Source organism: Photobacterium sp. OFAV2-7 (assembly GCF_022347985.1).
Classification (GTDB): Bacteria; Pseudomonadota; Gammaproteobacteria; order Enterobacterales; family Vibrionaceae; genus Photobacterium.
Genome location: NZ_JAKRFQ010000017.1, coordinates 1 through 23594, shown reverse-complemented (window position 1 = coordinate 23594; position 23594 = coordinate 1). Strand labels below are relative to the sequence as shown.

The window sequence follows — 23594 nt, the reverse complement described above, 5'->3', positions numbered from 1 at the left end:
TCCCGAAGTACTCGAACATCGAGGTGTAATCATTACGGTTGCTGAGCTTGCCGGTATCGCGGTCAATTCGGACCTTGACGATATCGGACGGTAGCTGTTTGCGCTGAACCGGTACATCTTCCAGGGCGGTTTCCATAAAGGTGACCCAGGCAGGTTGGGCTGTTTTGGCCCCGGCTTCACCTCCGGAAATCTGTTTCTTGTCCAGGTTGTTGTTCCAGGCGGCTTTACCCAATTCACGGCTGTGATCATCAAAGCCGACCCAGGATGTCGCGACAATATTCGGGCCGAAACCTGAGTACCACGCATCTTTCGAACCATTGGTGGTACCGGTTTTACCGCCGACATCGCGGCGCTTGAGTACCTGGCCGCGCCAGCCGGTGCCGTTCCAACCACTGCCGTGACGCCAGTCGCCGCCACCCCAGATATTGCTCTCCAGCATCTCACGAACGAGGAAGGCATTTTGCTCAGAAATAACCTGTGGTGCATAGCGCGTCTGCTGCTGGTCGCTTTCTATGGCACTGCCGGTATCGCCCAGTTCCTGCTCGCTGATAGCAATGTCGTTCAGTACCGCCCGGCTGGCGGCGATGTTATTACCGGCCTGCTGCTGTTCCCGCTGACAGTCGTTGTTGCAGACAATATTCGGGTTGGCCTGATAGACCAGGTTGCCGTAAGGATCTTCAACGCGCTCGATGAAGTAAGGCTCGACATAATAGCCACCGTTGGCAAAGACAGAGAAACCCTGGGCCATTTCTAGCGGTGTCAGGCTGCCTGCGCCCAGGGCGATAGCTTCTGCCCGCGGCAGATCTTCGCGCTTGAAGCCGAAGCGGGTCAGGTAGCTGATGGTATCGTCCAATCCGACATTTTGCAGTACCCGTACGGCCATCACGTTTTTCGATTGTGCCAGTCCAAGGCGCAGGCGTGTCGGGCCGTTGTAGGTTGGTGGCGAGTTTTTAGGACGCCATGCCGTGCCCATGCTCTTGTCCCAGCGGTTGATAGGTGCGTCATTGACCAGGGTTGCCAGCGTCATGCCTTTTTCCAGCGCAGCCGAGTAAATGAACGGCTTGATGCTGGAGCCGACCTGACGGATGGACTGGGTGGCACGGTTAAATTTGCTGTGGACAAAGTTGAAGCCGCCGACCATGGCCTTGACTGCGCCGTTTTGCGGGGAGACAGCAACAAAGGCTGTGTTGGCATCCGGCACCTGGCTCAGTACCCACTGCTGCTCTTTTTGCTGTACCCAGATTTGCTGACCGGCCGCCAGAATATCTGCCGCGGTTTTCGGCGCAGGTCCCTGGCGAGTGTCGGTCATAAACTTACGGGCCCATTTCATGCCGCTCCACTCAACGGTGTGCTGCTCGCCGTCATTGGTCAGAACCTGGGCGCTCTTGCCGTTGATGGCCATAACGACGGCGGCCTGGAGCTCGCCATAGCTCGGCTGTTTGTTCAGGTGCTCGATAACCTTGTCTGTCGTCCAGGCTGTCTGTTCGGGTTTCCACAACGTGGCGACAGCGCCTCTGTAACCATGGCGCTGATCATAGCTCAGCAGGTTGTTGACTGCTGCCGTCTGGGCCGCACGCTGTAGCTTGGGATCAACCGTAGTGTAGATACGCATTCCGGAGGTATAGGCATCTTCACCGTAGCGCTCAACCATCCAGGCACGGGCGCGTTCGGCAAAATACGGTGCGTTGAGTTCAATCTCTGCACCGTGATAACGGGCGAGAATCGGTTCGGCTCGGGCCTGATCGAGTTCTGCCTGGGTGATGTAGCCTTCGGCGAACATACGACTCAGCACGACGTTACGACGTGTGGTGGCGCGATCTATCGAGTAGATCGGGTTCATGGTCGACGGTGCTTTCGGCAGACCGGCGATAATGGCAATTTCGCTCAGGGTCAGCTGGCTGACCTCTTTGCCAAAATACACCTGTGCCGCTGCACCGACACCATAGGAACGGTATCCGAGGTAAATTTTATTGAGGTAAAGCTCAAGGATATCTTCCTTGCTCAGCAGTTGCTCGATATGGATAGCGATAAAAATCTCTTTGATTTTTCGCATTATCTTCTTTTCGTTGGAGAGAAAGAAGTTTCGGGCCAACTGCTGGGTAATCGTACTTGCCCCCTGCTTGGCCGAGCCCGAGGTGGCAACGACAAAGGCGGCACGGGCGATACCGATCGGGTCAATACCGGGATGGTCGTAGTAACGGCTGTCTTCGGTCGCGATGACCGCATTGATCATTTGAGGCGGAATATCGTCAAGTGCCAAGGGAATGCGTCGTTTCTCCCCAAACTGGGAGATCAGCTTTCCGTCTGCACTGAATACCTGCATAGGTGTCTGTAATTCAACATTTTTTAGAGTTGCAACATCCGGGAGCTCTGGTTTTACATAAAGGTAAAAACCAAAGATAGTACCGACTCCAAGAATTGTGCAAATCATTGCAAGGATAAGTAATCGCTTTATGAACTTCACTTGAGAATTCCTGTTACACCATCATTCGACCGTTCAATCTATTTCAACCAATAGTATAAAGATAACTTAAATAAAATTAACGCCATAGGTTGGTGTTTGTTAGAAAAATATATTGCTTTTCCATTAACAGGGAGCATAGCACGGTATGTTTCGGAACCCACCAATAATTGGCATTGATATCGGCCATCATAGCGTTAAAGCGGTCGTCTTGAACCCAAAAAAAGAGCAACTGGAACTCTCTGCCTTTGCAGAAATTACCTTGCCTTCTTCGGTTATTAACGACCAGCATAGCGTGAATACGTCAGCCCTGTTGTCAGCAATACGTAAATTAAAAAAGAGTCTGCCGTTTAATGCCAAAAAAGTGGCAATCGCCCTGCCGGACAGCGCGGTCATTAGCAAAGTGATCCAGCTTGATACGAATCTGAGTGACGAGGAAGCGGAGTTTGCGGTGACCCAGGCACTCAGTGCCTCTTCCCCCTTTCCGGTTGAAGAGCTCAGTTTGGATTTTTTTCCGCTGTCATCGGACGCCTTTGTTGAAACGGCCACGACCATGCCGTTTCAGGTGTTTGCTGCGCGAAAGGACACCATAGACAGCCGGGTCAAGGCATTAAAAAAGGCGGGTCTGCATCCCGGGGTGGTAGAACTTCAGACACACGCCCTATTGTGGCTGGGCGAGTACATAGCCGAACGCGACGCGATGCAGGAGTTGTGGGGCATTGTTGATATCGGTATGCACTGTACCGAATTTAGCATCAAGCCACCTGGCGGTGCGGCCTATCACCGCGAAATCGCTTACGGTACCTCGCTGGTGAGCGGGAATACGGTTGGCGGCAGTGAAGAGCCGGAAGCCTTTCCCCCCGAACTCGGACAGGCCGAAGTTTTTACCAAGCAACTGGCGGATCACCTCAAGCGGCAGTTTCAGCTCTACAATTCGACACACCCGCGCTCGGTGCTAAAAGGGATCTGGCTGTGTGGCGGGGGCCAGCATGTTGTGCTGGAAGAGCTGCTGGCCCGGCTGCTGGGTGTAGAAGCCAGTTGGATCAACCCTTTTCGATATTTTCCCTGTAGCAAAAAGCTGGGACAGATCGCCAGCAATAGCTATTACGGCCAGTATGCGGTTGCGGCCGGGCTGGCTATAAGGGGGGTCAGTCAATGATTGCACGCTTGAATTTGTTGCCGTGGCGGGAGGAAAGGCGAAAGCAACATAAGCAACGGTTTTTTTCGATCCTGGCGGGCGTCATACTGGCAGTCGCCGCCGTGCAATGGCTGCTGGCTAGCTACATTGAGCAGCAGCAGGCTCACCAGCAGGCTCGAAACCAATTGCTACAGCAGGAAATATCAACGCTCGAGCGCCAGCTTGCATTTTTACCCGGCCTCGACAGGCAGCGCGCTGCACTTAATAAGCGGCTTGGGGTGATAGGAGACATTCAGCAGGAACGCAATCAAATCACGCACCTGCTGAGTATATTACCCGGTATTGTCCCGCAGGGAGTCTACCTCGACAGTGTGTCAATGTCGTCCAACCGGATCGCTGTGAATGGGGTCGGTGACTCTACCGGTCGCCTGGCAATACTGTTATCCAATGCCGAACAGTCTTCCTGGCTGGAGGATGTAGCCATGCACTCGATTGTGGCAACGAAAGGTGACCAGGCACAGGATCAGACCCGGTTTAAAGCCTCGTTTACCCTGGCAACGCACCCGGAGTCAGCATCCGAGAAGACCATCGTCAACAAGGAAAAGGGCAGTGAGTGACTGGCAAGACTTAGATCTGGATGAAATAACCGAGTGGCCGTTGATACCGCAATGCGTCGTGGCTTTGGTTCTGGCACTGGCGATGGGCACTGCTGGTTATTGGTACTGGCTGACACCGTTGCATGAGGAGCTGGCCCAGCTAAAGCATACAGAACGGGAGCTTCGCCAGCAGGTTGGAAAGCGGGCCAGCCAAGTGGCAGCCCTGCCCAAGGTAAGAGATCAGATTGAAGCGCTGGAAGAGCGCTATCAGTATGTAGTACAGCAATTGCCCGAGGAGGAAGAGCTGGCAAGTCTGCTGTCAGGCGTGAATGATATCGGGGTCCGCAATGGCCTTGAGTTTCAACGTATCGAATGGGGCCCCAGGCGTGAACATCCTCTGTATTACGAACTTCCCATCAATATTGCTCTGACTGGCCGTTACGTAAACATCGGTCAGTTTGCGGAGTCGGTTGCCAAGCTATCACGCATTGTGACCCTGAATGACTTCGATTTGGTTTTTCTTCGGCAGCACCAGAACCAGGAAACCCTATCGCTGAAGGTCTCTGCCAGTACCTATCGTTTTAAAGCGCCGAAATAGAGGTGGCTAGTTTGAAAAGGATGTCATTGCTTGTCTTCATGTGCTGGCTGGTGGTTGGCTGCCGGGCCAATGAAGATTCTGTTCAGCAGTTTATCGAACAGGCCCATAACCAGGCCCTAGTGCAGATAGCTCCCCTGCAGGAACAGTATGTCTTTGTGGCTGACGAGTTTGTTATGGCAAGCAATCGAATCCCCTTTGTTCGCCCGCGCCCGGAACTGAAGACAGTCGGACAGGAGAGAGATATGGCTTGCTGGCAGCCGGATATGACGCGTACACGCAGCGCTTTGGAGGGTATTCCTTTGGCTCAGCTCAGGATGAAAGGGGTAATTGGTGACAAGCATGAACTCTGGGCGATCATTGCCAGGCCAGACGGCAAGCTGGAAAAAGTCCGGGACGGGCACTACCTAGGCCTCAATTTCGGCAAGGTTCGACAGGTTAGCCCGAGCAGTGTCGAGATTGAAGAAGTATTACCTGACGGTATGGGGTGCTGGTTGAAAAGGTTGACCACATTGCCACTCGCTTCCGCAGGTTCTGCCGTATAGAAGGAAGAAACAAAGATGAAAAGGAGTTTTCCGGTATCCACTGGTGCGTGGGCCAGGTATTGGTTGCCTTTGTGGCTGTGTCTGGTCTCGACGGCTTTTCCTGTGGCTGCCGTGATGGTGGTGGACAACCAGATAGCCGATATTGATTTCAGGCGGGATAAGCAAAATCGGGGGGTACTCAGTGTCAAGCTGGCCAAGCCCCAGTCGCTGGTTGATATGCGTAAGTCCGGTAGGCAGCTATATATTGAAATGGTAGGGACGACGCTCAGTGACGAGATGGTGTATCTGCTCGATGTAACCGATTTCGCCACTGCTGTCGAGTCGGTCGAGACACTGCGGACCGAAAAGGGGGCCCGGCTGGTTCTCAATACAACCGCCGACTTTGTCTACGACTATGACTTGAAAGGCGCACTGTTAATGGTGTTTGTTGCCGGCCGGCCTGAGCAGGCCAAGGCGGGGCAGAGTCATGACGTGAGCTACAGTGGCAAGCCTATTTCAATTAATTTTCAGGATATTCCCGTTCGTAACGTGCTTCAGCTGATTGCGGAATATAATGATTTCAACCTCGTGGTCTCAGATTCTGTGCAGGGCAGTGTGACTCTGCGTTTGGATGATGTGCCCTGGCCCCAGGTTCTGGAAATTATTCTGCAGGCCAAAGGGCTGGACAAGCGGGTGCAGGGCTCGGTGGTATTGATTGCTCCGAAGCAGGAGCTAACCCAGAGCGAGCAGCAGGTCCTTGAGGCTAGGCGCAAGGAACAGGAACTGGCTTCATTGCGCTCGGAAATCATTCAGGTCAATTTTGCCAAAGCCACGGATCTGGCCGAGTTGCTTCAGGGTGGGGACGGGGGCAGCAGTATGCTCTCAAGCCGGGGCTCTCTGCATGTCGATGACCGTACCAACTCGTTGATAGTCAATGATCTTGGTGAGCGTATCGATACCATCAAGAATATCATTGCCGCGCTGGATATTCCGGTCAAGCAGGTTCATATCGAGGCCAGGATCGTTTCGGTTAATGAAGGGGATATTGATGAAATCGGGGTTCGCTGGGGGGTACTGAGTAGCAACGGCAGCAAGACGGTCGGCGGGTCGATTGAGAGCAATCTTAACTCTGTCGGGCTGCTGGAAGAAGAGGCGACAGTGGAAGACTTCCTTAACGTCAATTTGGCCGCCACTCAGGCCGGGGCTTCCAGTATTGCCTTCCAGGTTGCCAAAATGGGCGATATCTTGCTGGATCTCGAACTCTCTGCCCTGCAGTCGGAAAATAAGCTGGAAATCATTTCCAGCCCGCGGCTTGTCACTACCAACAAGCAAATGGCCTATATCGAGCAGGGGACTGAGATCCCCTACTTGGAGGCCTCGTCAAGCGGGGCAGTGTCTGTTGGCTTTAAGAAGGCGGTGCTGAGCTTGATGGTAACGCCGCAGATCACCCCGGATGACAAACTGGTGCTGGATTTAGTGGTGACCCAGGACAAACCGGGAGATGTCGTGAGTACTGGTACCAGCGAGGCGGTAGCCATCGATACCCAGCGAATCGGCACCCAGGTGCTGGTGAATAATGGCGAGACGGTGGTGCTGGGGGGGATTTATCAGCATCAAACCAATAACTCGATCAGAAAAGTTCCCGTATTGGGGGATTTGCCGATACTTGGCGCTTTGTTTCGCCACAAACTGAATAAGCTGGCCAAGCGAGAGTTGCTGATCTTCGTGACCCCGAAGATAGTGATGCGGTAAGTGTACGGGAGTCATGGACAGTGCGGGCAGGGTTGACGGTATGATTGTTAGATGTGCGTAGCACCATGATGAAAAGCTAACTTATTGTGTTTATTGATGGCTTTGGCCTCTACAAGGCGATTATTCCGCAGGATCCCCGTACCGATGCGTATCTCAAGGGTAATTAAATTGGTAATGAGGCACACTAGCTATTGCCAAATGATAGCGAGTCCTGAGATAATTTTCGGTCTTATCACGAATTAAATGTGAGGAAGTTGGCGCCTCGGGCTTATTTATCGATAGCCTGCGGGCGGTGTCGTTTTATTAACCGCGCGTAAAATTGCTAAAAATGGCTGAAAAACGAAATATTTTCCTGGTCGGCCCAATGGGTGCCGGCAAAAGCACTATTGGTAGACATCTTGCACAGCAGCTACATATGGAATTCTTTGACTCTGATTCTGTCATTGAAGATCGTACTGGAGCCGATATCAGCTGGGTATTCGATGTGGAAGGTGAAGACGGTTTCCGTGTTCGCGAAGAGAACGTGATCAATGACCTGACCCAAGAGCAAGGGATCGTCCTTGCGACAGGTGGTGGTTCCGTTAAAAGTAAAGAGAACCGCAACCGCCTTTCTGCTCGTGGTATCGTGGTTTATCTTGAAACTACCATAGAAAAACAACTCGCCCGTACTCAGCGTGACAAAAAGCGTCCTCTGCTACAGACAGATACGCCACGTGAAGTACTTGAAGCTCTGGCAGAAGAGCGTAACCCTTTGTATGAAGAGGTTGCAGACTATGTAGTTCGCACTGACGATCAGAGCGCCAAAGTAGTTGCAAACCAAATCATCAAAATGCTTGAAGAGCGTTAATCAATAGTAAGAGAAGCTGACCATGGAACGGATCAACGTCAACTTAGGTGACAGAAGCTACCCAATCTCAATCGGCGCCGAGTTATTTACTGACCCGGCGTTGTTTTCCTCTGCCATCAGTGCCGGTCGACGTGTTGTCGTGGTCAGCAATGAAACGGTGTCGCCGCTGTATGCTGATACAGTGATGGCGACTATCTGTCAGCTCCAGTGCGATGTCGCTCTGCTTTCGCTGCCTGACGGGGAACAATACAAAACCCTGGAGACCTTCAACCAAATCATGACATTTTTGCTGGAAGGCAATTACGGTCGTGATGTGGTGATTGTTGCACTTGGGGGCGGTGTTATTGGCGATGTAGTGGGGTTTGCGGCTGCCAGCTACCAGCGTGGTGTCGATTTTATCCAGGTACCGACCACCCTGTTGTCACAGGTGGACTCTTCTGTCGGCGGTAAGACGGCGGTAAACCATCCCCTGGGTAAAAACATGGTTGGGGCCTTTTACCAGCCTAAGGCCGTTGTGATTGATAACCACTGCCTGAAAACCTTGCCTGAGCGCGAGTTTGCTGCTGGCATGGCAGAAGTGATTAAGTACGGTATTATCGCTGACAGCGAATTCTTCACCTGGCTGGAGCAAAATCTCGAGAAGCTGCAGGCATTGGATAATGATGCGCTCAGCTATGCGATCGGCCGCTGCTGCCAGATCAAGGCGGATGTTGTTGCTGCGGACGAAAAAGAGTCAGGCGTACGTGCATTGCTTAATCTGGGGCATACCTTTGGCCATGCTATTGAGGCTGAAATGGGATATGGCAACTGGCTGCACGGCGAAGCGGTGTCGGCAGGCACAGTACAGGCCGCCCAGACTGCTCATCTGCATGGTCTATTGTCGTCAGATGATGTCCAGCGAATTACCCGTTTGCTCGATCGGGCTAACCTACCGGTCAAAGCCCCGGCATCGATGGATTTTGATTGTTATATGAAGCATATGATGCGGGATAAAAAAGTCTTGTCAGGTCAGCTAAGGCTGGTATTACCGACATCTATCGGTAGTGCCGAGGTCGTGGCTGATGTGCCCCACGATATCTTGCGTCGTGTGATTAATTCTTGAAGTTGTGAACAACCATGACTCGTGACACCTCAGTCGCAGCGTTGGATCTGGATACCCAGGTCCAACTCCTTTCCCGTATACAGTTTTTAACCCGCTTTAGTTCTAATCTTATTCAGATAACTGGCCGCGAAGGGGCTGGTAAAACATGGCTGGCACAGCGTTACCTGGAACAATGGGCGCAGGGTAGCAACCAGACGCTATTGCTTTGCCATCGGGCACAGTCCGACAGCCAGCATCGCTCTATCATACTTAAGCAGCTTGTTGCCCAGCCGGTTTTCAACGATCAGGACCCGCTGCAGGAAAGTGTCGATCGCATGCTCGGAAGTGGCCCTGCCAATTTGCTGCTGGTTATTGATGATGCGCACTTGCTCAGTGCGACGCTCATTGCCGAGCTATGGGCCTTGGTGCAACAGGCGCAGAATATTCCTGGTTGGCAAATTAACGTGTTGCTCTTTAGCCAGTCGGGGCGGCTGGACAAATATCTGAGCCAGGTTTCCCATGGTCAGGGGGCTGCGCCGCTTGAGTTGGAAATTGTTGATTTCAGTGAACAAGAAGTGCAAACCTTTGTCGAAGTGATATTTGCCACAGATAGGTTGGATGCCCACGGAAGGCGCGCGCTGAGGGATAAAGCGGCAGCGTCATCGCCCGTTCCCGGGGCACTGATGCAATTAGAACAAACGGAGCAGACAAATATGGCCAGTTCTCGATCTCGTACCTTATCGCCAATGACATTGCTGGCAGGTTTACTCGTTGTTGCAGCTGCCGGACTGGCATTTTTCTTTTTTCCGGCAGATGATTCCGAGCCGGTTGTTGCACAGAGTGAGAGTATGGAACCGGCCGACGAGGCTCGTCAGGCACTGACCCTGTCAACCGGACAGGTGGAAGAAGAGCTGAGCGAATCACTGCCTGAGCCAATATCCGGTGAAACTGCGCTATCACGCGATGTTACCGATACCATCAATGATGATTCTCACCGCCTGCCTCAGGAGATATCTCTGGAGGGGCTGACTGTTGGCCGCAGTGATGATAACCAGCGGGTTGTCCTGCCGTCGGATGTTGTGGATGCGATGATCACCGAGCAGGAGCTGGGAGGCAGTGGTGCTATTGCGGTTGCCGAGCAGCCAGGTGTCGAAGAGGCCGTGACCGAGGCGATTCAGCCTGCGGAAACGACAGGGCAGACGAGTCCGGAGCTGGCATCGGTGGCCGGTGAGCAAATTGCGGGTAGTGAGGCAGTGTCGGATGCTTCGCTTGAGCCAGCAGCTGTCGCTCCAGAAGAGCCTGCAGAAGCAGCGGCAGAAAGCACCAATTTGGGGGCGGTACTAAAAGCGATCGACAATCGCCACTATGCGCTGCAGCTGGCAGCACTCAAATCCCTGGCGGCAGCCAATAAATTCATTGCTGAGTACCAAATCGGCAATATTGCGACCATCTATGAAACACGCCGCAATGGTGAGCCGTGGTTTATTGTGATCAGCGGTGACTACCCGAATATCGTTGCTGCCCGCAGAGCCGAAACACAGTTACCGGAGAGGCTGCAGGTTGTTCAGCCATGGGTAAAATCCTACGCACAGATCCATCGTGAAATCGAGCGGGTGAAATAATCGCAGCGGCAAGCAGATAATTACGTGAATTGGTATCAGACTCGGGGTGAAATGAGGTACAATCCGCCACCTTTCGTAACAATATCGGTTCTGGTGGTGGTTAGCTGAATGAAAAAGCATCGTGCATTCCTTAAGTGGGCTGGAGGCAAATACTCTCTGGTCGAGGATATCGAGCGCCATCTGCCACCTGCGCGTAAACTGGTCGAACCCTTTGTCGGGGCCGGCTCTGTCTTTCTGAATACCGATTTCGAGCACTACCTGCTGGCGGATATCAACCCGGATCTGATTAATCTCTATAACACCCTGAAAGAGAAGCCGGAAACGTACATCAACGACGTGAAAAACTTGTTTATGCCGGAGTTCAACCAGAAAGGGGCCTACCTGGAAATTCGCGAAGCCTTCAACAAGACTGATGATCCTTACCTTCGCTCACAGTATTTCCTGTATATGAACCGCCATGGCTTCAATGGCCTGTGTCGCTATAACAAGAAGGGCGGCTTCAATGTGCCGTTCGGCTCCTATAAGAAGCCGTATTTCCCTGAGGAAGAAATGTATTTCTTTGCCGAGAAGGCCAAGCGCGCGACGTTTGTTTGCGAAGGCTATCAGCAGACGTTTTCCCGGGCCCGTAAAGGGTGCGTGATTTATTGCGATCCGCCTTATGCGCCGCTGTCGACCACGGCAAATTTTACTTCATATGCTGGAAATGGGTTTAGCCTGGATGATCAGGCGGCATTGGCCGATGTGGCAGAAAAGGCCGCTACTGAGCGTGACATACCAGTATTGATATCCAATCACGATACCACGCTGACCCGCCGTCTGTACCACGGTGCTGAGCTGTCCGTGGTTAAGGTGAAGCGTACCATCAGCCGTAACGGCAGCGGACGTAATAAGGTGGATGAGCTACTGGCGTTGTTCAAGCCGCCGGTAATCTAGCGTCCGTGGGTTGCTGTGACGACAAGCGTGATGGCAGCCACCAGGGCAATAAATAGTAGAATCCCGCTGATCCCTGCAATAATAAATGGCCAGGGCGACTTCTGGCTGAAGTCATGCTGGCGGTTGCGATCCGACTGTACCCCGAATAAGGCCGCCGCGATGCTGAGAGCCAGGCTTTTTGGCTTGTTGTTCTGATTTTTCTTATCGTTAACGCGTTGTTTTTCCATTCCCACCTCCTCATGCTCTAAAAGCATAGTCATTATATTATCAATTGCAGGTAGAAATCCGTTAAGACATCATTCTTTGGATCGGGTAGAATTGCGCCGATTTCCGATAACGTTTTCGTATGTACCGTATAGAGGCTGAACATGAAGGACTTTTTGATCGCTCCATCTATCCTGTCTGCAGATTTTGCTCGTCTTGGCGAGGATGTCGAGAAAGTATTGGCTGCAGGTGCCGATGTTGTGCACTTTGATGTGATGGACAATCACTATGTACCGAACCTGACATTTGGTGCGCCGGTGTGCAAGGCACTGCGTGATTACGGTATTACAGCGCCGATTGATGTTCATCTGATGGTTAAGCCGGTAGACCGTATTATTCCTGATTTTGCCAAGGCCGGTGCCACGATGATCACCGTCCATGCCGAGGCCACTGAGCACCTGGACCGTACGCTGCAGCTGATCAAAGAACACGGCTGTCAGGCCGGGGTGGTCTTTAACCCGGCTACACCGCTGCATTATTTAGACTACGTCATGGATAAAGTGGACTTGATCCTGCTGATGTCGGTTAACCCGGGCTTTGGAGGCCAGTCTTTCATTCCGAATACACTAGATAAGCTGCGTGAGGTACGTAAGCGTATTGAAGCTTCTGGCCGTGAAATTCGTCTGGAAATAGATGGTGGCGTCAAGGTCGACAACATCCGTGAAATCGCCGAGGCGGGCGCGGATATGTTTGTTGCAGGCTCGGCCATTTTCAGCCAGCCGGACTACAAGGCGGTGATCGATGAAATGCGCGCCGAGCTGGCCAAGGTAGAGCGTTAATGGATCACTTCAAAGGCATTAAGTTTATTGCTTTTGATCTGGACGGAACGCTGCTCGACAGCGTTCCTGATCTGGCAGAAGCGGCCGATCAGACCATGCGTGCCCTAGGGCGCCCCGGCGTCACGGTCGAGCAGGTGACTACTTGGATTGGTAACGGTGCCGATATTCTGATTGGCCGGGCGCTAAGCCGTAGCCTTGAGGTGGATCCTGAACTTGACCCTGAGCTGCACAAAGAAGCTCGCCAGCTGTTTGACCGTTTTTACGATGCCGGTGGACATAAGCAGAGTGCGCTTTATGACGGGGTTAAAGACACTCTTGCCGCTTTTTACCAGGCTGGTGTGCCGATGGCTATCGTCACCAACAAGCCTGCCCAGTTTGTTCCGCACCTGTTGGAGCAGCATGGTATCAGTGATTATTTTGTCGATGTGATTGGCGGTGATACCTTCCCGCTTAAGAAACCGGATCCTTTTGCCCTGCACTGGTTGATGGAAAAGCACCGGTTGGCTGCATCAGAAATGCTGATGGTCGGTGATTCGCGTAACGATATCTTGGCGGCTAAAGCAGCGACATGTTATGTTGTCGGTTTGACCTACGGTTACAATTACGGTCAGCCGATCAGTGATAGTGAACCCGATATTGTGCTGGATCACTTTAGCCAGCTGGCAGAAGTGGTTAAACTAGACAGCTAGTACGATCAGGTCTGCGTATATCTGACGATAAGTTTTGAATATTAGTCAGCGGCACTTGTGCCGCTGCTTATCTTTAGTGACATAGGAAATCCCATCATGAGTAAACCCATTGTATTGAGTGGCGTCCAGCCTTCTGGCGAATTGAGTATTGGTAACTATTTGGGTGCGTTGCGTCAGTGGGAACAGATGCAGGATGATTATGACTGCCAGTACTGTGTAGTAGACCTTCACGCTATCACAGTCCGCCAGGATCCGAAGGCGCTTCACGAAGCCACGTTGGATGCATTGGCTATCTGTCTGGCAGTTGGTGTCGATCCTAAGAAGAGCACGCTGTTTGTCCAGTCGCATGTACCGGAGCATGCCCAGCTAGGCTGGTTGCTTAACTGTTATACTCAGATGGGTGAACTGAGCCGAATGACCCAGTTCAAAGACAAGTCACAGCGCCATGCCAATGACGTTAATGTTGGCTTGTTTGGCTACCCGGTATTGATGGCTGCCGATATCCTGCTGTACGGGGCGCACCAGGTACCAGTGGGCAGTGACCAGAAACAGCACCTTGAGCTGGCCCGCGATATTGCCACTCGCTTCAACAACATTTATGGTGATGGCGAGGCCATTTTCCAGGTGCCTGAACCTTATATTCCGACAATTGGCGCACGTGTTATGAGCCTGCAGGATGCGACCAAGAAAATGTCCAAGTCTGATGACAACCGCAAGAATGTAATTACCTTGCTGGAAGAGCCTAAGTCGATCATCAAGAAGATCAACAAGGCGCAGACAGATACCGAGACCCCGCCACGTATCGCTCACGGTGTCGACAAGGCCGGTATCACAAACCTGATGGGCTTGTACTCGGCCGCAACCGGTAAGTCGTTCGAAGAGATTGAAGCCCAATATAAAGGGGTGGAAATGTACGGCCCGTTCAAGAAAGACGTTGGTGAGGCAATTGTCGCTATGCTTGAGCCTGTTCAGGCTGAGTACAAGCGTATCCGTGAAGATCGCGCCTATATGGATTCTGTAATGAAAGCCGGTGCCGACAAGGCCTCTGAACGTGCTGCCGTTACCCTGAAGAAGGCTTACGAAGCGGTGGGTTTTGTCGCTCGTCCGTAAGTAACGTACCGATAGTTATTGTTAAAACCGGCCCTGTTGCCGGTTTTTCTTTAATGCTTTTCTGAAATCATAACTTGCCTTTCTTGCCCCCTATAGCAAAATAGACCGCCAACTCATCCTGGGAGCTGATGTATCAATGCTGCTGATTATCGACAATTATGACTCTTTCACCTACAACCTGTACCAATACTTCTGCGAGCTGGGCGCTGAGGTGAAAGTCGTGCGTAATGATGAAATCGATATTGCAAGCATTGAGGCCCTGTCACCTTCCCACCTGGTGATTTCGCCGGGCCCCTGTACGCCCGATGATGCCGGTATTTCGTTGCAGGCCATTGAACACTTTGCCGGTAAGCTGCCAATTTTGGGGGTTTGCCTGGGTCACCAGTCGATAGCCCAAGTCTTCGGTGCAAAAGTGGTGCGTGCCCGTCAGGTGATGCACGGCAAGACATCGCCAGTTGTTCATACCGATCGCAGTGTGTTCGAAACCCTGAATAATCCGCTGACAGTGACGCGCTACCATTCGCTGGTAGTAAAGGCCGATACATTGCCGGATTGTTTTGAGGTGACGGCCTGGACCGAGCGTGATGGCGAGTTCGACGAAATCATGGGAATCGCCCACAAGACGCTGCCGATCGAAGGGGTGCAATTCCATCCCGAGAGCATTTTGACCGAACAGGGTCACCAGCTTCTGGCTAACTTTCTGCGTCGCTAACCGAGCAAAAAGCACTGTGGCAGGATTTTCTGCTGAATGAGCGTCTGGCGCAGTTAATAATCTACTCACCAGGTTGCGGGATTTTCTCTGCCTTTCGAAAGGATAAGGCCGTAATACTGTCTTATTTCCGCGATCTTCATCACTTTTTTTAACATTTAGCTGGCCTTTTTCAGAAAATTCTCCTGGCAAGCTTATGCACTCAAGGAAGAGCCCGCAGCCTTTATTTCCTCAACGGAAATACACTTTTTTCCATTGTGTTGTTAATAAATTCCTCTCAAACCCGCATAAATATGTATTCAACAGTGGGTTAGCCAACCCAAATAAAGGATAAAAAAAATATTCTGCTATTGGAATTGGTTAATAAAATGTAAATACTATGCTTAAGACGCAATACATAGAAGGAAAGGATGATGGCAATGGAGCACAAAGTAGGACGTCAGCTGTTTGATGAGGTGATGGTACCTTGTTATTCCCCGATGCAAATCGTACCGGTGAAAGGCCAGGGTGCACGCGTGTGGGATCAGGATGACCGCGAATATATTGATTTTGCCGGCGGTATCGCAGTGAGCTGTCTGGGCCATTGTCACCCTGTTATGGTCAATGCACTCAAGGAGCAGGCCGACAAGCTATGGCATTTAAGTAATGTCATGACCAATGAACCGGCGCTGCGTCTGGCGAAAAAGCTGACCGAGCACAGTTTTGCCGAAAAGGTGTTCTTTGCTAACTCAGGTGCCGAGGCTAACGAGGCGGCGCTGAAACTGGCCCGCCGTTATGCGGCCGATAAGTTTGGCCCGGAAAAATCTGAAATCATTTCATTCCAGCAGGGCTTCCATGGCCGTACCTTCTTCACAGTAACTGTCGGTGGCCAGGCTGCCTATTCTGACGGCTTCGGTCCTAAACCAGGTGATGTGACCCACTTGGCATACAATGATTTGTCGACACTGGCTGAGCACATGTCAGAGCGCACCTGTGCGGTGATGATGGAGCCTCTGCAGGGTGAAGGCGGTATCATTTCTCCGACCCAGGAGTTTATCCAGGGCGTACGTGAACTTTGCGACAAGCACAATGCCCTGCTGATCTTTGATGAGGTCCAGACAGGTAATGGCCGTACCGGTGACTTTTATGCTTACCAGGGGCTGGGTGTGACCCCGGATATCCTGAGCACGGCGAAATCACTGGGTGGTGGTTTCCCGATTGGTGCCATGCTGACTACTTCTGAGCTGGCTGTTCATCTGAAGGTCGGTACTCACGGCTCGACCTACGGCGGTAACCCGCTGGCTTGTGCCGTTGCCGAAGCGGTTGTGGATGAAGTCACCAAGCCAGAGGTACTGGACGGTGTTAAACAGCGCGAGCAGTGGTTCCGTGAAGGACTGGCCCAAATAAATGCTAAATACCCAATCTTTGATGAAGTACGTGGTAAAGGCCTGTTGCTGGGTGCAGCCCTGAATGAAGAATGGCAGGGACGTGCCCGTGATATTTTGCTGGCGGCAGGAGAAGAAGGCCTGATGGTGCTGGTTGCCGGTGCTAACGTCGTGCGCTTTACTCCATCACTGGTGATCGACAAGGCCGATATCGATGAAGGTATGGCCCGTCTTGAGCGCGCGATTGCCAAGCTACATCTATAAAAAGCGGCATCAATAACGATGCACCAATAAACAAGCTATACCAATACATCCGTAAAACATGCAGTGGCTGACAGGAGCCTGGCCACTGCAGTTGCCTGTTTCCGAACATGAAAAGGCAATCAATTCACTAGAAAACAATGAGCTAGCGGCAACTGCCGCTACCTGCATCAGGAGGGAGTTCGATGCTGGTTATACGTCCTATTACTGAAGCCGATTTGCCGGCGCTTATGCAATGCGCTGAAGAGTCCGGTCATGGTTTTACTTCACTACCGGTGAATGAAGAAATTCTGCGCAACAGGATTGAGCACTCGGTGGAAAGTTTTGCCAAAGCAGTAACCAAGCCGGGACCGGAAGGTTACCTGATGGTGGCAGAAGACACCAAGACGGGAGAAATTGCCGGTACGACAGCAATAGAAGCCGCTATCGGGCTGGACAATCCCTTTTATACCTACCACTTAAGTACCGTTGTACACTCCTCCCGCCGCCTTAATGTCCACAATGTGGTGAAAGTGCTGACATTTGGCAACGACTACACCGGTGTGAGCGAGCTGTGTACGCTGTTTTTGCGTCCGGAGTGGCGCCAGGGGCTGAATGGCCGCCTGTTGTCGAAGTGCCGTTTTATGATGATGGCCGAGCACCCGGAGCGGTTTGATACCACAGTGATTGCCGAAATGCGCGGCGTCTCCGATGAAGAAGGACACTCACCGTTCTGGGAATGGCTGAAAGAGCACTTCTTCTCGATTGATTTTACGTTGGCAGACTACCTGACCGGGATCGGTAAAAAAGGCTTCATTGCCGATTTGATGCCGAAGCTGCCGATTTATGTCAACCTGCTGAGCCCTGAAGCCCAGGCAGTGATTGGTGAGGTACACGAAAAAACACGTCCGGCACTGCGTTTGCTGGAGAAAGAAGGGTTCAGCTGCCGCGGTTATGTCGATATTTTTGATGCCGGTCCGACGGTCGAGTGTGATACCCGCAATATTGAGTCAGTACGCCATTCTCAGCGTTGTAGCGTGGTAATTGGCGAGTCTGATAGCGGCAAAGATTGCATCATCAGCAACAGCTCGTTTGAGAATTTCCGTGCGGTTGTCGGCAAGGTTGTCCTTGACGAAGAGAAGGCGGTGGCGCAGATGAATGCGGAAATGGCAGAAGCGCTGCAGGTGAAAAATGGTGATCAGGTACGCCTGATCGTGCAATAAAAGGACGGGAGAACATCATGACACAATGGATAGCAGGAAACTGGCAGGAAGGTAATGGCGAAGCGATGCAGTCACTGAACCCGTTTAGCGGTGAGGTGATCTGGCAGGGGAAAGGTGCAACTGCCGAGCAGGTCGAGCTAGCTGTAGCCAGTGCCCGTCAGGCTCTCCTGAGCTGGCGCAAAACGGCCTTTAATGAACGCCAGGCTATCGTTGAGCGTTTTGCCGAGCTGGTAAAAGAAAACAGCGAACATATTGCACGTACCATTGCAGAAGAAACCGGCAAGCCATTGTGGGAAACCCGAACTGAAGCCGGGGCGATGGTTGGCAAGATTGCCATTTCTCTTCGTGCTTACGATGAGCGTACCGGTCAAAAGCAAAAAGAAGTGGCTGGCAGCCAGGCGATTCTACGTCACCGCCCGCTGGGTGTCATGGCAGTGTTCGGTCCTTATAACTTTCCTGGCCATCTGCCGAACGGGCACATAGTGCCAGCGCTGCTGGCTGGTAATACCGTCGTTTTCAAACCGTCTGAGCTGACGCCGAAAACAGCCGAAGAAGCCATGAAGCTGTGGCAGCAGGCTGGTTTGCCTGACGGGGTGATCAACCTGGTTCAGGGGGCCCGTGCTACGGGTGAGGCCCTGGCCGGTTCTGCCGGGATTGACGGCTTGCTGTTTACCGGCAGCGCCAATACCGGTCATATTCTGCATCGCCAGTTTGCAGGTCAGCCGGGCAAGATGCTGGCGCTAGAGATGGGCGGCAACAACCCGATGGTTATCTCCGAAGACTATGGCGAGCTCGAAGCAACTGTCTACACTATTATTCAGTCAGCCTTTATCAGTGCCGGACAGCGCTGTACCTGTGCCCGCCGTCTGTACCTGCCGCAAGGTGAGAAGGGAGATGCATTGCTGAAGCGTCTGGTCGAGGCCACGTCTCAGCTTGTTATCGATGGCCCGTTTGCCGAGCCGCAGCCATTTATGGGGCCGCAAATCTCTGAAGCCGCGGCTGATGGCATTATACGTGCTCAGGCCAACTTGGTGAGCCTGGGAGGCGAGGTTTTGCTCGAAGCTAAACGCGGCCAGGGGGCGGTAGTGACGCCGGCTATCATCGAAGTGAGCAAGGTGGCAGATCTTCCGGATGAAGAATACTTCGGCCCGCTATTGCAGGTTGTCCGTTATCAGGGGCTAGAGCAGGCGGTAACGCTGGCCAATGATACCCGATACGGTCTGTCGGCCGGGCTGGTTTCTACCAGCGACGAAGAGTGGCAATACTTTATAGACCACATCCGTGCCGGGATTGTTAACCGCAACCGTCAGCTGACCGGTGCCAGCGGAGATGCACCATTTGGCGGACCGGGTGCATCCGGTAACCTACGACCGAGTGCATATTACGCTGCGGATTACTGCGCATATCCGATGGCATCGATGGAAGGTGAACAGACCGAGTTACCGGCTCAGCTGTCACCGGGTATCAAGCTGTAAACGCGAGAGAGCGGCATTAATCGACAAGGGGATAACATCATCATGGAAAGGGTTGAACAACTGTTTAATGCGCTGTGGCAAGATTATACCCAGCGCCTATGTCCGTCGGCAGGTCAGGTTCATGATCTGCTGGAGGAAGGTGAGCCCCTGCTCAATGATCATATTGCGCTGCGGACGTTTAACCTTCCGCAGGTCGGGCTTGACCGCCTGGCTGCGCCGTTTATTGCCATCGGCTATAAACCGTGCGGCAGGTACCACTTCGAGGCCAAGAAGCTCTATGCCGAGCACTTTGAGCACCCGAATCCGTTGGCACCTAAGGTTTTTATCAGTGAATTGATGGTGGGGCAGTTCTCGTCATTGCTGCAGGAGACGGTACGCGATCTGGTTAACCAGGTACCGGAAGTAGCAATGCATGATCCGGCGTTTCTTTACGGCGGGCGGTTATGGGATCTTGACTATGCGACCTATGAGCTGTTGTCGGCAGAAAGCGAATATGCCGGCTGGCTGGCGGCGCATGGCTTCGGTGCCAACCACTTTACTGTCAGCATCAATCAGCTGGAGCAGTTCACCGAGATACAGGAGGTGAACCACCTGCTACGTCACAACGGCTTTGTGATTAACGAGTCCGGTGGGGAAGTGAAGGGCAGTCCGGAGGTAATGTTGGAGCAGTCTTCAACAATGGCCGATCGGGTCCCTGTCAACTTTACCGATGGCGTACGCGAGGTGCCGGGTGGCTTCTATGAATTTGCCAAGCGCTATCCAACCGCTGATGGTGAATTGTACCGGGGGTTTGTCGAGGCATCGGCCGACAAGATATTCGAAAGTACCAATCAGTAATTAAGCTAAGCACTAAATCCACGGCTGCCATAGGTAGCCGTGGATTTTTTATATCTTAACCGAATTGTTAGTGCTGGCTGTCCAGCGGTGGTACCCATGGGGTCTCATTGCCCTGATGGCGGCTGGTGGAGTCAAACGTTGTCTGCTGTTCCAGATAATGGCGTGGGCCACTGAAGCCTGTCAGCTCGACCGTCGTTGGCAGTGTCTGGATCACGGCAGGGTGGGTGTTGCCGGCATTCGGTGCAAAGCGTTCAATATCCATATAATTGCGTTCCGTATTTTTTCGATCGCTCTCTGGCACCAATTCCGTTGCTGGGCCAGAGTGTTCACAATGCATATATGCACAATGTAGCACTGGTGGTGGGGATCGCAAGAGTAACAATAGTGAGCGCTGTAGCAAATTATGTCTGAAGCCATTACATTGATGTCCGGCGGGTATACGTCGGACACAAAAAAAGCCGCATGATGCGGCTTTTTATCGTTTTGCTTTCCGGGTACCGGGTTTAGCGAGTACCGTAAACTACAATCGTTTTACCGTGTGCGGAAATGAGGTTCTGCTCTTCCAGCATCTTCAGGATACGACCGACAGTTTCACGTGAACAACCGACGATCTGGCCGATTTCCTGACGCGTGATCTTGATCTGCATACCGTCTGGGTGAGTCATCGCATCAGGCTGCTTCGCAAGGTTCAGCAGTGTCTGGGCGATACGACCTGTAACATCCAAGAATGCAAGATCACCTACTTTCTGGCTGGTCACCTGCAGGCGGCTTGCCATCTGAGCAGATAGGCGCATCAGAATATCTGGGTTTACCTGAATTAGCTGGCGGAATTTCTTGAAAGAAATCTCGGCGACTTCACAAGGTGTCTTCGCACGAACCCAAGCTGTACGCTCCTGACCTTCTTCGAACAGGCCTAGTTCACCGATGAAGTCACCCTGGTTTAGGTAAGACAGGATCATTTCCTTGCCTTCTTCATCCTTGATCAATACGGCAACAGAACCCTTGACGATGTAGTAGAGCGTTTCTGCTTTCTCGCCCGCATGAATCAAAGTGCTCTTTGATGGGTACTTATGAATGTGGCAATGGGAAAGAAACCACTCTAGAGTTGGATCTGTTTGAGGTTTACCTGGAACCATATTACTAACTTCCTCTGCGTTTGTTGCCCAACAACGACATCCCTATAATTTGAGGCTGGGCCTAACAATAAAATTGCTCGCCGTCTAGGATATGCAGTCAACCGCTGGGCTGCAAGCTCACGTGAATAATTAGTTCAGAGTTTATCTTTTTTCGGCGCGTATTTCTTGATATTGATCTATCTGAAATAGGCATTTTGTAGTCATAAGTGTGCACATGATCACACCGTTGTGAGTTAGTGCCAAATCCCCCTGTTTGAAGTAAGGAGAAAGCAATGCAATCACGCGTGAAATGGGTTGAAGAGATGACCTTCCTGGGCCAGTCAAATTCCGGTCACAGTGTTGTTATGGACGGCAATGGTGGCGAAAAAGCGCCGAGTCCGATGGAAATGGTGCTGATGGCTGCGGGAGGGTGTAGCTCGGTGGATGTTGTCGACGGATTAAAGTCTGCCGATCAGAAAATCACAGCCTGTGAAGCCCAGATCTCCTCCGAGCGTCGCGAGCAGGCACCGCGCATTTTTACTTCGGCAAACCTGCATTTTGTCGTTACCGGTCATGATCTGGACGAGGCGCTGGTGGCAAAAGTCGTGGCCGATTCGCTGCAGAAGTATTGCTCGGTTTGCCTGATGCTGGGCGAGGGCGTAGAAATGACCCACTCCTACGAAGTCGTGAAGGCATAAGCGTAGTGTTATGAGAGGCGAGTATCGAGTAAGAGCGGAAAGTATACCTCTCGCACCTCGTTACTCGACTCTTTTTATTGACCTCTGTCATTATCCTATTTTTCCCGTTTCTATCAGCTGCTGGATCAGTGGTCGCATGATCAGCTCCATGGCAAAGCTCATTTTTCCGCCCGGTACCACCAGGGTATTGTGACGCGACATAAACGATCCTTGGATCATCGACAGCAGGTAGGGGAAGTCGACATTTTTGATCCCGCGAAAACGGATCACCACGAAGCTCTCGTCCAGGCTGGGAATCGCCTTGGCACTGAGCGGGTTGGAGGTATCAACCGTCGGTACCCGTTGAAAGTTGATATGGGTACGGGAAAACTGCGGGGTAATGTAGTTGAGGTAGTCGTCCATAGAGCGAACGATCGACTCCATGACGGCTTCACGGGAGTGTCCGCGATCCCGCGTATCCCGGACGATCTTCTGGATCCACTCCAGGTTCACAATCGGTACCATGCCGATGAGCAGATCAACATGCTGGGCGACATTGATCTCGCCGTCGACGACCCCGCCGTGCAGCCCTTCGTAGAACAGGACATCGGTATTTTCCGGCAGATCCTGCCACGGGGTGAAAGAGCCTGGCATCTGGTTGTAGGGAACGGCCTCGTCAAAGGTGTGCAGATAGCGCCGGAACTGGCCGCTGCCGTCATCGCCGTATTGGCGGAAAAAGGTTTCTAGCTGGGCGAAGTCATTGGCCTGGGGGCCAAAGTAGCTGATATGGCGCCCCTGCTCTTTGGCCTTGCGAATTTCGACATCCATTTCCGGACGAGTAAAGCGGTGAAAGCTGTCTCCTTCCAGCCAAGCGGCGTTAATGCCCATCATATTGAACATTTTACGAAAAGCTTCAGAGGTGGTGGAGGTGCCAGCACCTGAAGACCCTGTTACTGCAATAATTGGATGTTTTGCAGACATGACAAACCCTGTCGTTAACATTAACGGAAAGAGTTATTAACAGGCTGGAGAGGGAAGGTCAAGCATAACTCGGGCTGCAAGGTGAAAAATGATACCGCGGCCCGGTATGGTTAACTGCTGTTGGTGCGGGTCAGGAGTGTAGATCCCGGCGCAGCTTGATGTCGACCGATTCGTGCAGCTCGGAAAAGACAATCACGGCATCACCTGAGGCTAGCTGCTGGCGAACATGTTGCACTTTTTGCTCCATGCTCAGTTCACTTTCACCATAGTCGGTACCTTCGCGCAGAACGAAGTGCTCGATGAGGTTTGTCAGGGTCTCCGGATCGATCTCTTTCCAGGGAATAATCATAGCGGTGTTATCATCATGTAAGACGGATAGCTGATTATATTGTTAATTTCATAAATTGTAGAGCGGTAATATGGCCCCGCAACAGAGCTCTCTAACAGATCTCAGTAACAGAGCCAGAGTACTCCCGCTTTTTTAGTCTGTGATTATTTTTTCAAACCATTCGGGGACGGTTTTTTCCAGCCAGAAGTCCGGGTTGCGCAGCGAACCGCTAACAAAACCTACGTGGCCACCGT

At 52.2% G+C, this 23594-nt stretch carries 24 protein-coding genes; 18 read left to right on the top strand and 6 right to left on the bottom strand.

Going from position 1 to position 23594, the window contains the following annotated elements; translation table 11 throughout:
• Positions 1-2464: PBP1A family penicillin-binding protein (locus MHN01_RS03325; RefSeq protein ID WP_239410025.1), on the bottom strand; the 2464-nt coding region annotated here is incomplete at its 3' end.
• A gap of 145 nt (positions 2465-2609) precedes the next feature.
• On the opposite strand from MHN01_RS03325, the gene pilM reads away from it, so the two are divergent.
• From pilM to MHN01_RS03280, 9 genes are all read left to right on the top strand, one after another.
• Positions 2610-3620 (top strand): type IV pilus biogenesis protein PilM, encoded by a 1011-nt coding sequence (gene pilM, locus MHN01_RS03320; protein ID WP_239410024.1) that lies wholly within the window; start codon positions 2610-2612, stop codon positions 3618-3620.
• Entirely contained in the window at positions 3617-4216 is a 600-nt protein-coding gene (locus tag MHN01_RS03315; RefSeq protein WP_239410023.1) for a PilN domain-containing protein, read from the top strand. Before pilM ends, MHN01_RS03315 begins: the two co-directional genes overlap by 4 nt.
• Positions 4209-4793 (top strand): type 4a pilus biogenesis protein PilO, encoded by a 585-nt coding sequence (locus tag MHN01_RS03310; protein WP_239410022.1) that lies wholly within the window; start codon positions 4209-4211, stop codon positions 4791-4793. Before MHN01_RS03315 ends, MHN01_RS03310 begins: the two co-directional genes overlap by 8 nt.
• 20 nt (positions 4794-4813) lie before the next feature.
• Complete coding sequence (locus MHN01_RS03305; RefSeq protein WP_239410027.1) at positions 4814-5335, top strand: pilus assembly protein PilP; 522 nt, start codon at positions 4814-4816, stop codon at positions 5333-5335.
• Positions 5336-5350: 15 nt separating this feature from the next.
• Positions 5351-7066, top strand: a complete 1716-nt coding sequence (locus tag MHN01_RS03300; RefSeq protein ID WP_370646410.1) for a type IV pilus secretin PilQ — start codon at positions 5351-5353, stop codon at positions 7064-7066.
• 328 nt (positions 7067-7394) lie between these two features.
• The gene (aroK, locus tag MHN01_RS03295; protein WP_075762958.1) at positions 7395-7913 is read left to right on the top strand and encodes a shikimate kinase AroK; all 519 of its coding nucleotides are present in this window, start codon (positions 7395-7397) and stop codon (positions 7911-7913) included.
• 22 nt (positions 7914-7935) lie between these two features.
• Positions 7936-9015: a 3-dehydroquinate synthase gene (gene aroB, locus MHN01_RS03290; protein ID WP_239410021.1), complete on the top strand. Its 1080-nt coding sequence runs from the start codon at positions 7936-7938 to the stop codon at positions 9013-9015.
• Between the two features lie 14 nt (positions 9016-9029).
• Entirely contained in the window at positions 9030-10616 is a 1587-nt protein-coding gene (locus MHN01_RS03285; RefSeq protein ID WP_239410020.1) for an AAA family ATPase, read from the top strand.
• 108 nt (positions 10617-10724) lie between these two features.
• The gene (locus MHN01_RS03280) at positions 10725-11549 is read left to right on the top strand and encodes a Dam family site-specific DNA-(adenine-N6)-methyltransferase (RefSeq protein ID WP_239410019.1); all 825 of its coding nucleotides are present in this window, start codon (positions 10725-10727) and stop codon (positions 11547-11549) included.
• Here MHN01_RS03280 and MHN01_RS03275 read toward each other — a convergent pair.
• The gene (locus MHN01_RS03275; protein ID WP_075762954.1) at positions 11546-11776 is read right to left on the bottom strand and encodes a DUF2970 domain-containing protein; all 231 of its coding nucleotides are present in this window, start codon (positions 11774-11776) and stop codon (positions 11546-11548) included. The genes MHN01_RS03280 and MHN01_RS03275 overlap by 4 nt on opposite strands.
• Before the next feature lie 141 nt (positions 11777-11917).
• Here MHN01_RS03275 and rpe point away from each other — a divergent pair, with 141 nt between their 5' ends.
• The 8 genes from rpe (at position 11918) to MHN01_RS03235 (ending at position 20239) form a co-directional block, all read left to right on the top strand.
• Complete coding sequence (gene rpe / locus MHN01_RS03270; RefSeq protein ID WP_075762953.1) at positions 11918-12592, top strand: ribulose-phosphate 3-epimerase; 675 nt, start codon at positions 11918-11920, stop codon at positions 12590-12592.
• Positions 12592-13281 (top strand): phosphoglycolate phosphatase, encoded by a 690-nt coding sequence (locus MHN01_RS03265; RefSeq protein ID WP_239410018.1) that lies wholly within the window; start codon positions 12592-12594, stop codon positions 13279-13281. Before rpe ends, MHN01_RS03265 begins: the two co-directional genes overlap by 1 nt.
• 96 nt (positions 13282-13377) lie before the next feature.
• Positions 13378-14391, top strand: a complete 1014-nt coding sequence (trpS, locus tag MHN01_RS03260; protein ID WP_239410017.1) for a tryptophan--tRNA ligase — start codon at positions 13378-13380, stop codon at positions 14389-14391.
• A gap of 136 nt (positions 14392-14527) precedes the next feature.
• On the top strand, positions 14528-15103 hold the full coding sequence (locus tag MHN01_RS03255) for an aminodeoxychorismate/anthranilate synthase component II (RefSeq protein WP_239410016.1): 576 nt from the start codon (positions 14528-14530) through the stop codon (positions 15101-15103).
• 410 nt (positions 15104-15513) lie between these two features.
• Complete coding sequence (locus MHN01_RS03250; RefSeq protein ID WP_239410015.1) at positions 15514-16728, top strand: aspartate aminotransferase family protein; 1215 nt, start codon at positions 15514-15516, stop codon at positions 16726-16728.
• Between the two features lie 182 nt (positions 16729-16910).
• Positions 16911-17927, top strand: a complete 1017-nt coding sequence (gene astA, locus MHN01_RS03245; RefSeq protein ID WP_239410014.1) for an arginine N-succinyltransferase — start codon at positions 16911-16913, stop codon at positions 17925-17927.
• 17 nt (positions 17928-17944) lie between these two features.
• Positions 17945-19402 carry a succinylglutamate-semialdehyde dehydrogenase gene (astD, locus tag MHN01_RS03240; protein WP_239410013.1) on the top strand — a complete coding sequence of 486 codons (1458 nt, stop codon included), beginning with the start codon at positions 17945-17947 and terminating at the stop codon, positions 19400-19402.
• A 42-nt stretch (positions 19403-19444) separates the two neighbouring features.
• Positions 19445-20239, top strand: coding sequence for a DUF1338 domain-containing protein (locus MHN01_RS03235; RefSeq protein ID WP_239410012.1), 795 nt, complete (start codon positions 19445-19447; stop codon positions 20237-20239).
• A gap of 67 nt (positions 20240-20306) precedes the next feature.
• On the opposite strand, the gene MHN01_RS03230 is transcribed toward MHN01_RS03235, so the two are convergent.
• On the bottom strand, positions 20307-20501 hold the full coding sequence (locus MHN01_RS03230; protein WP_075762945.1) for a hypothetical protein: 195 nt from the start codon (positions 20499-20501) through the stop codon (positions 20307-20309).
• Between the two features lie 241 nt (positions 20502-20742).
• Entirely contained in the window at positions 20743-21375 is a 633-nt protein-coding gene (gene crp / locus MHN01_RS03225; protein ID WP_036801200.1) for a cAMP-activated global transcriptional regulator CRP, read from the bottom strand.
• Between the two features lie 272 nt (positions 21376-21647).
• On the opposite strand from crp, the gene MHN01_RS03220 reads away from it, so the two are divergent.
• Complete coding sequence (locus MHN01_RS03220; protein ID WP_239410011.1) at positions 21648-22052, top strand: OsmC family protein; 405 nt, start codon at positions 21648-21650, stop codon at positions 22050-22052.
• A gap of 90 nt (positions 22053-22142) precedes the next feature.
• Here MHN01_RS03220 and MHN01_RS03215 read toward each other — a convergent pair whose 3' ends face one another.
• Both MHN01_RS03215 and MHN01_RS03210 read right to left on the bottom strand, forming a co-directional pair.
• A complete protein-coding gene (locus tag MHN01_RS03215) occupies positions 22143-23012 on the bottom strand; it encodes a phosphoribulokinase (RefSeq protein WP_239410010.1) in 870 nt (289 codons plus the stop codon).
• 130 nt (positions 23013-23142) lie between these two features.
• Complete coding sequence (locus MHN01_RS03210; protein ID WP_239410009.1) at positions 23143-23361, bottom strand: YheU family protein; 219 nt, start codon at positions 23359-23361, stop codon at positions 23143-23145.
• Positions 23362-23594: the final 233 nt, after the last annotated feature.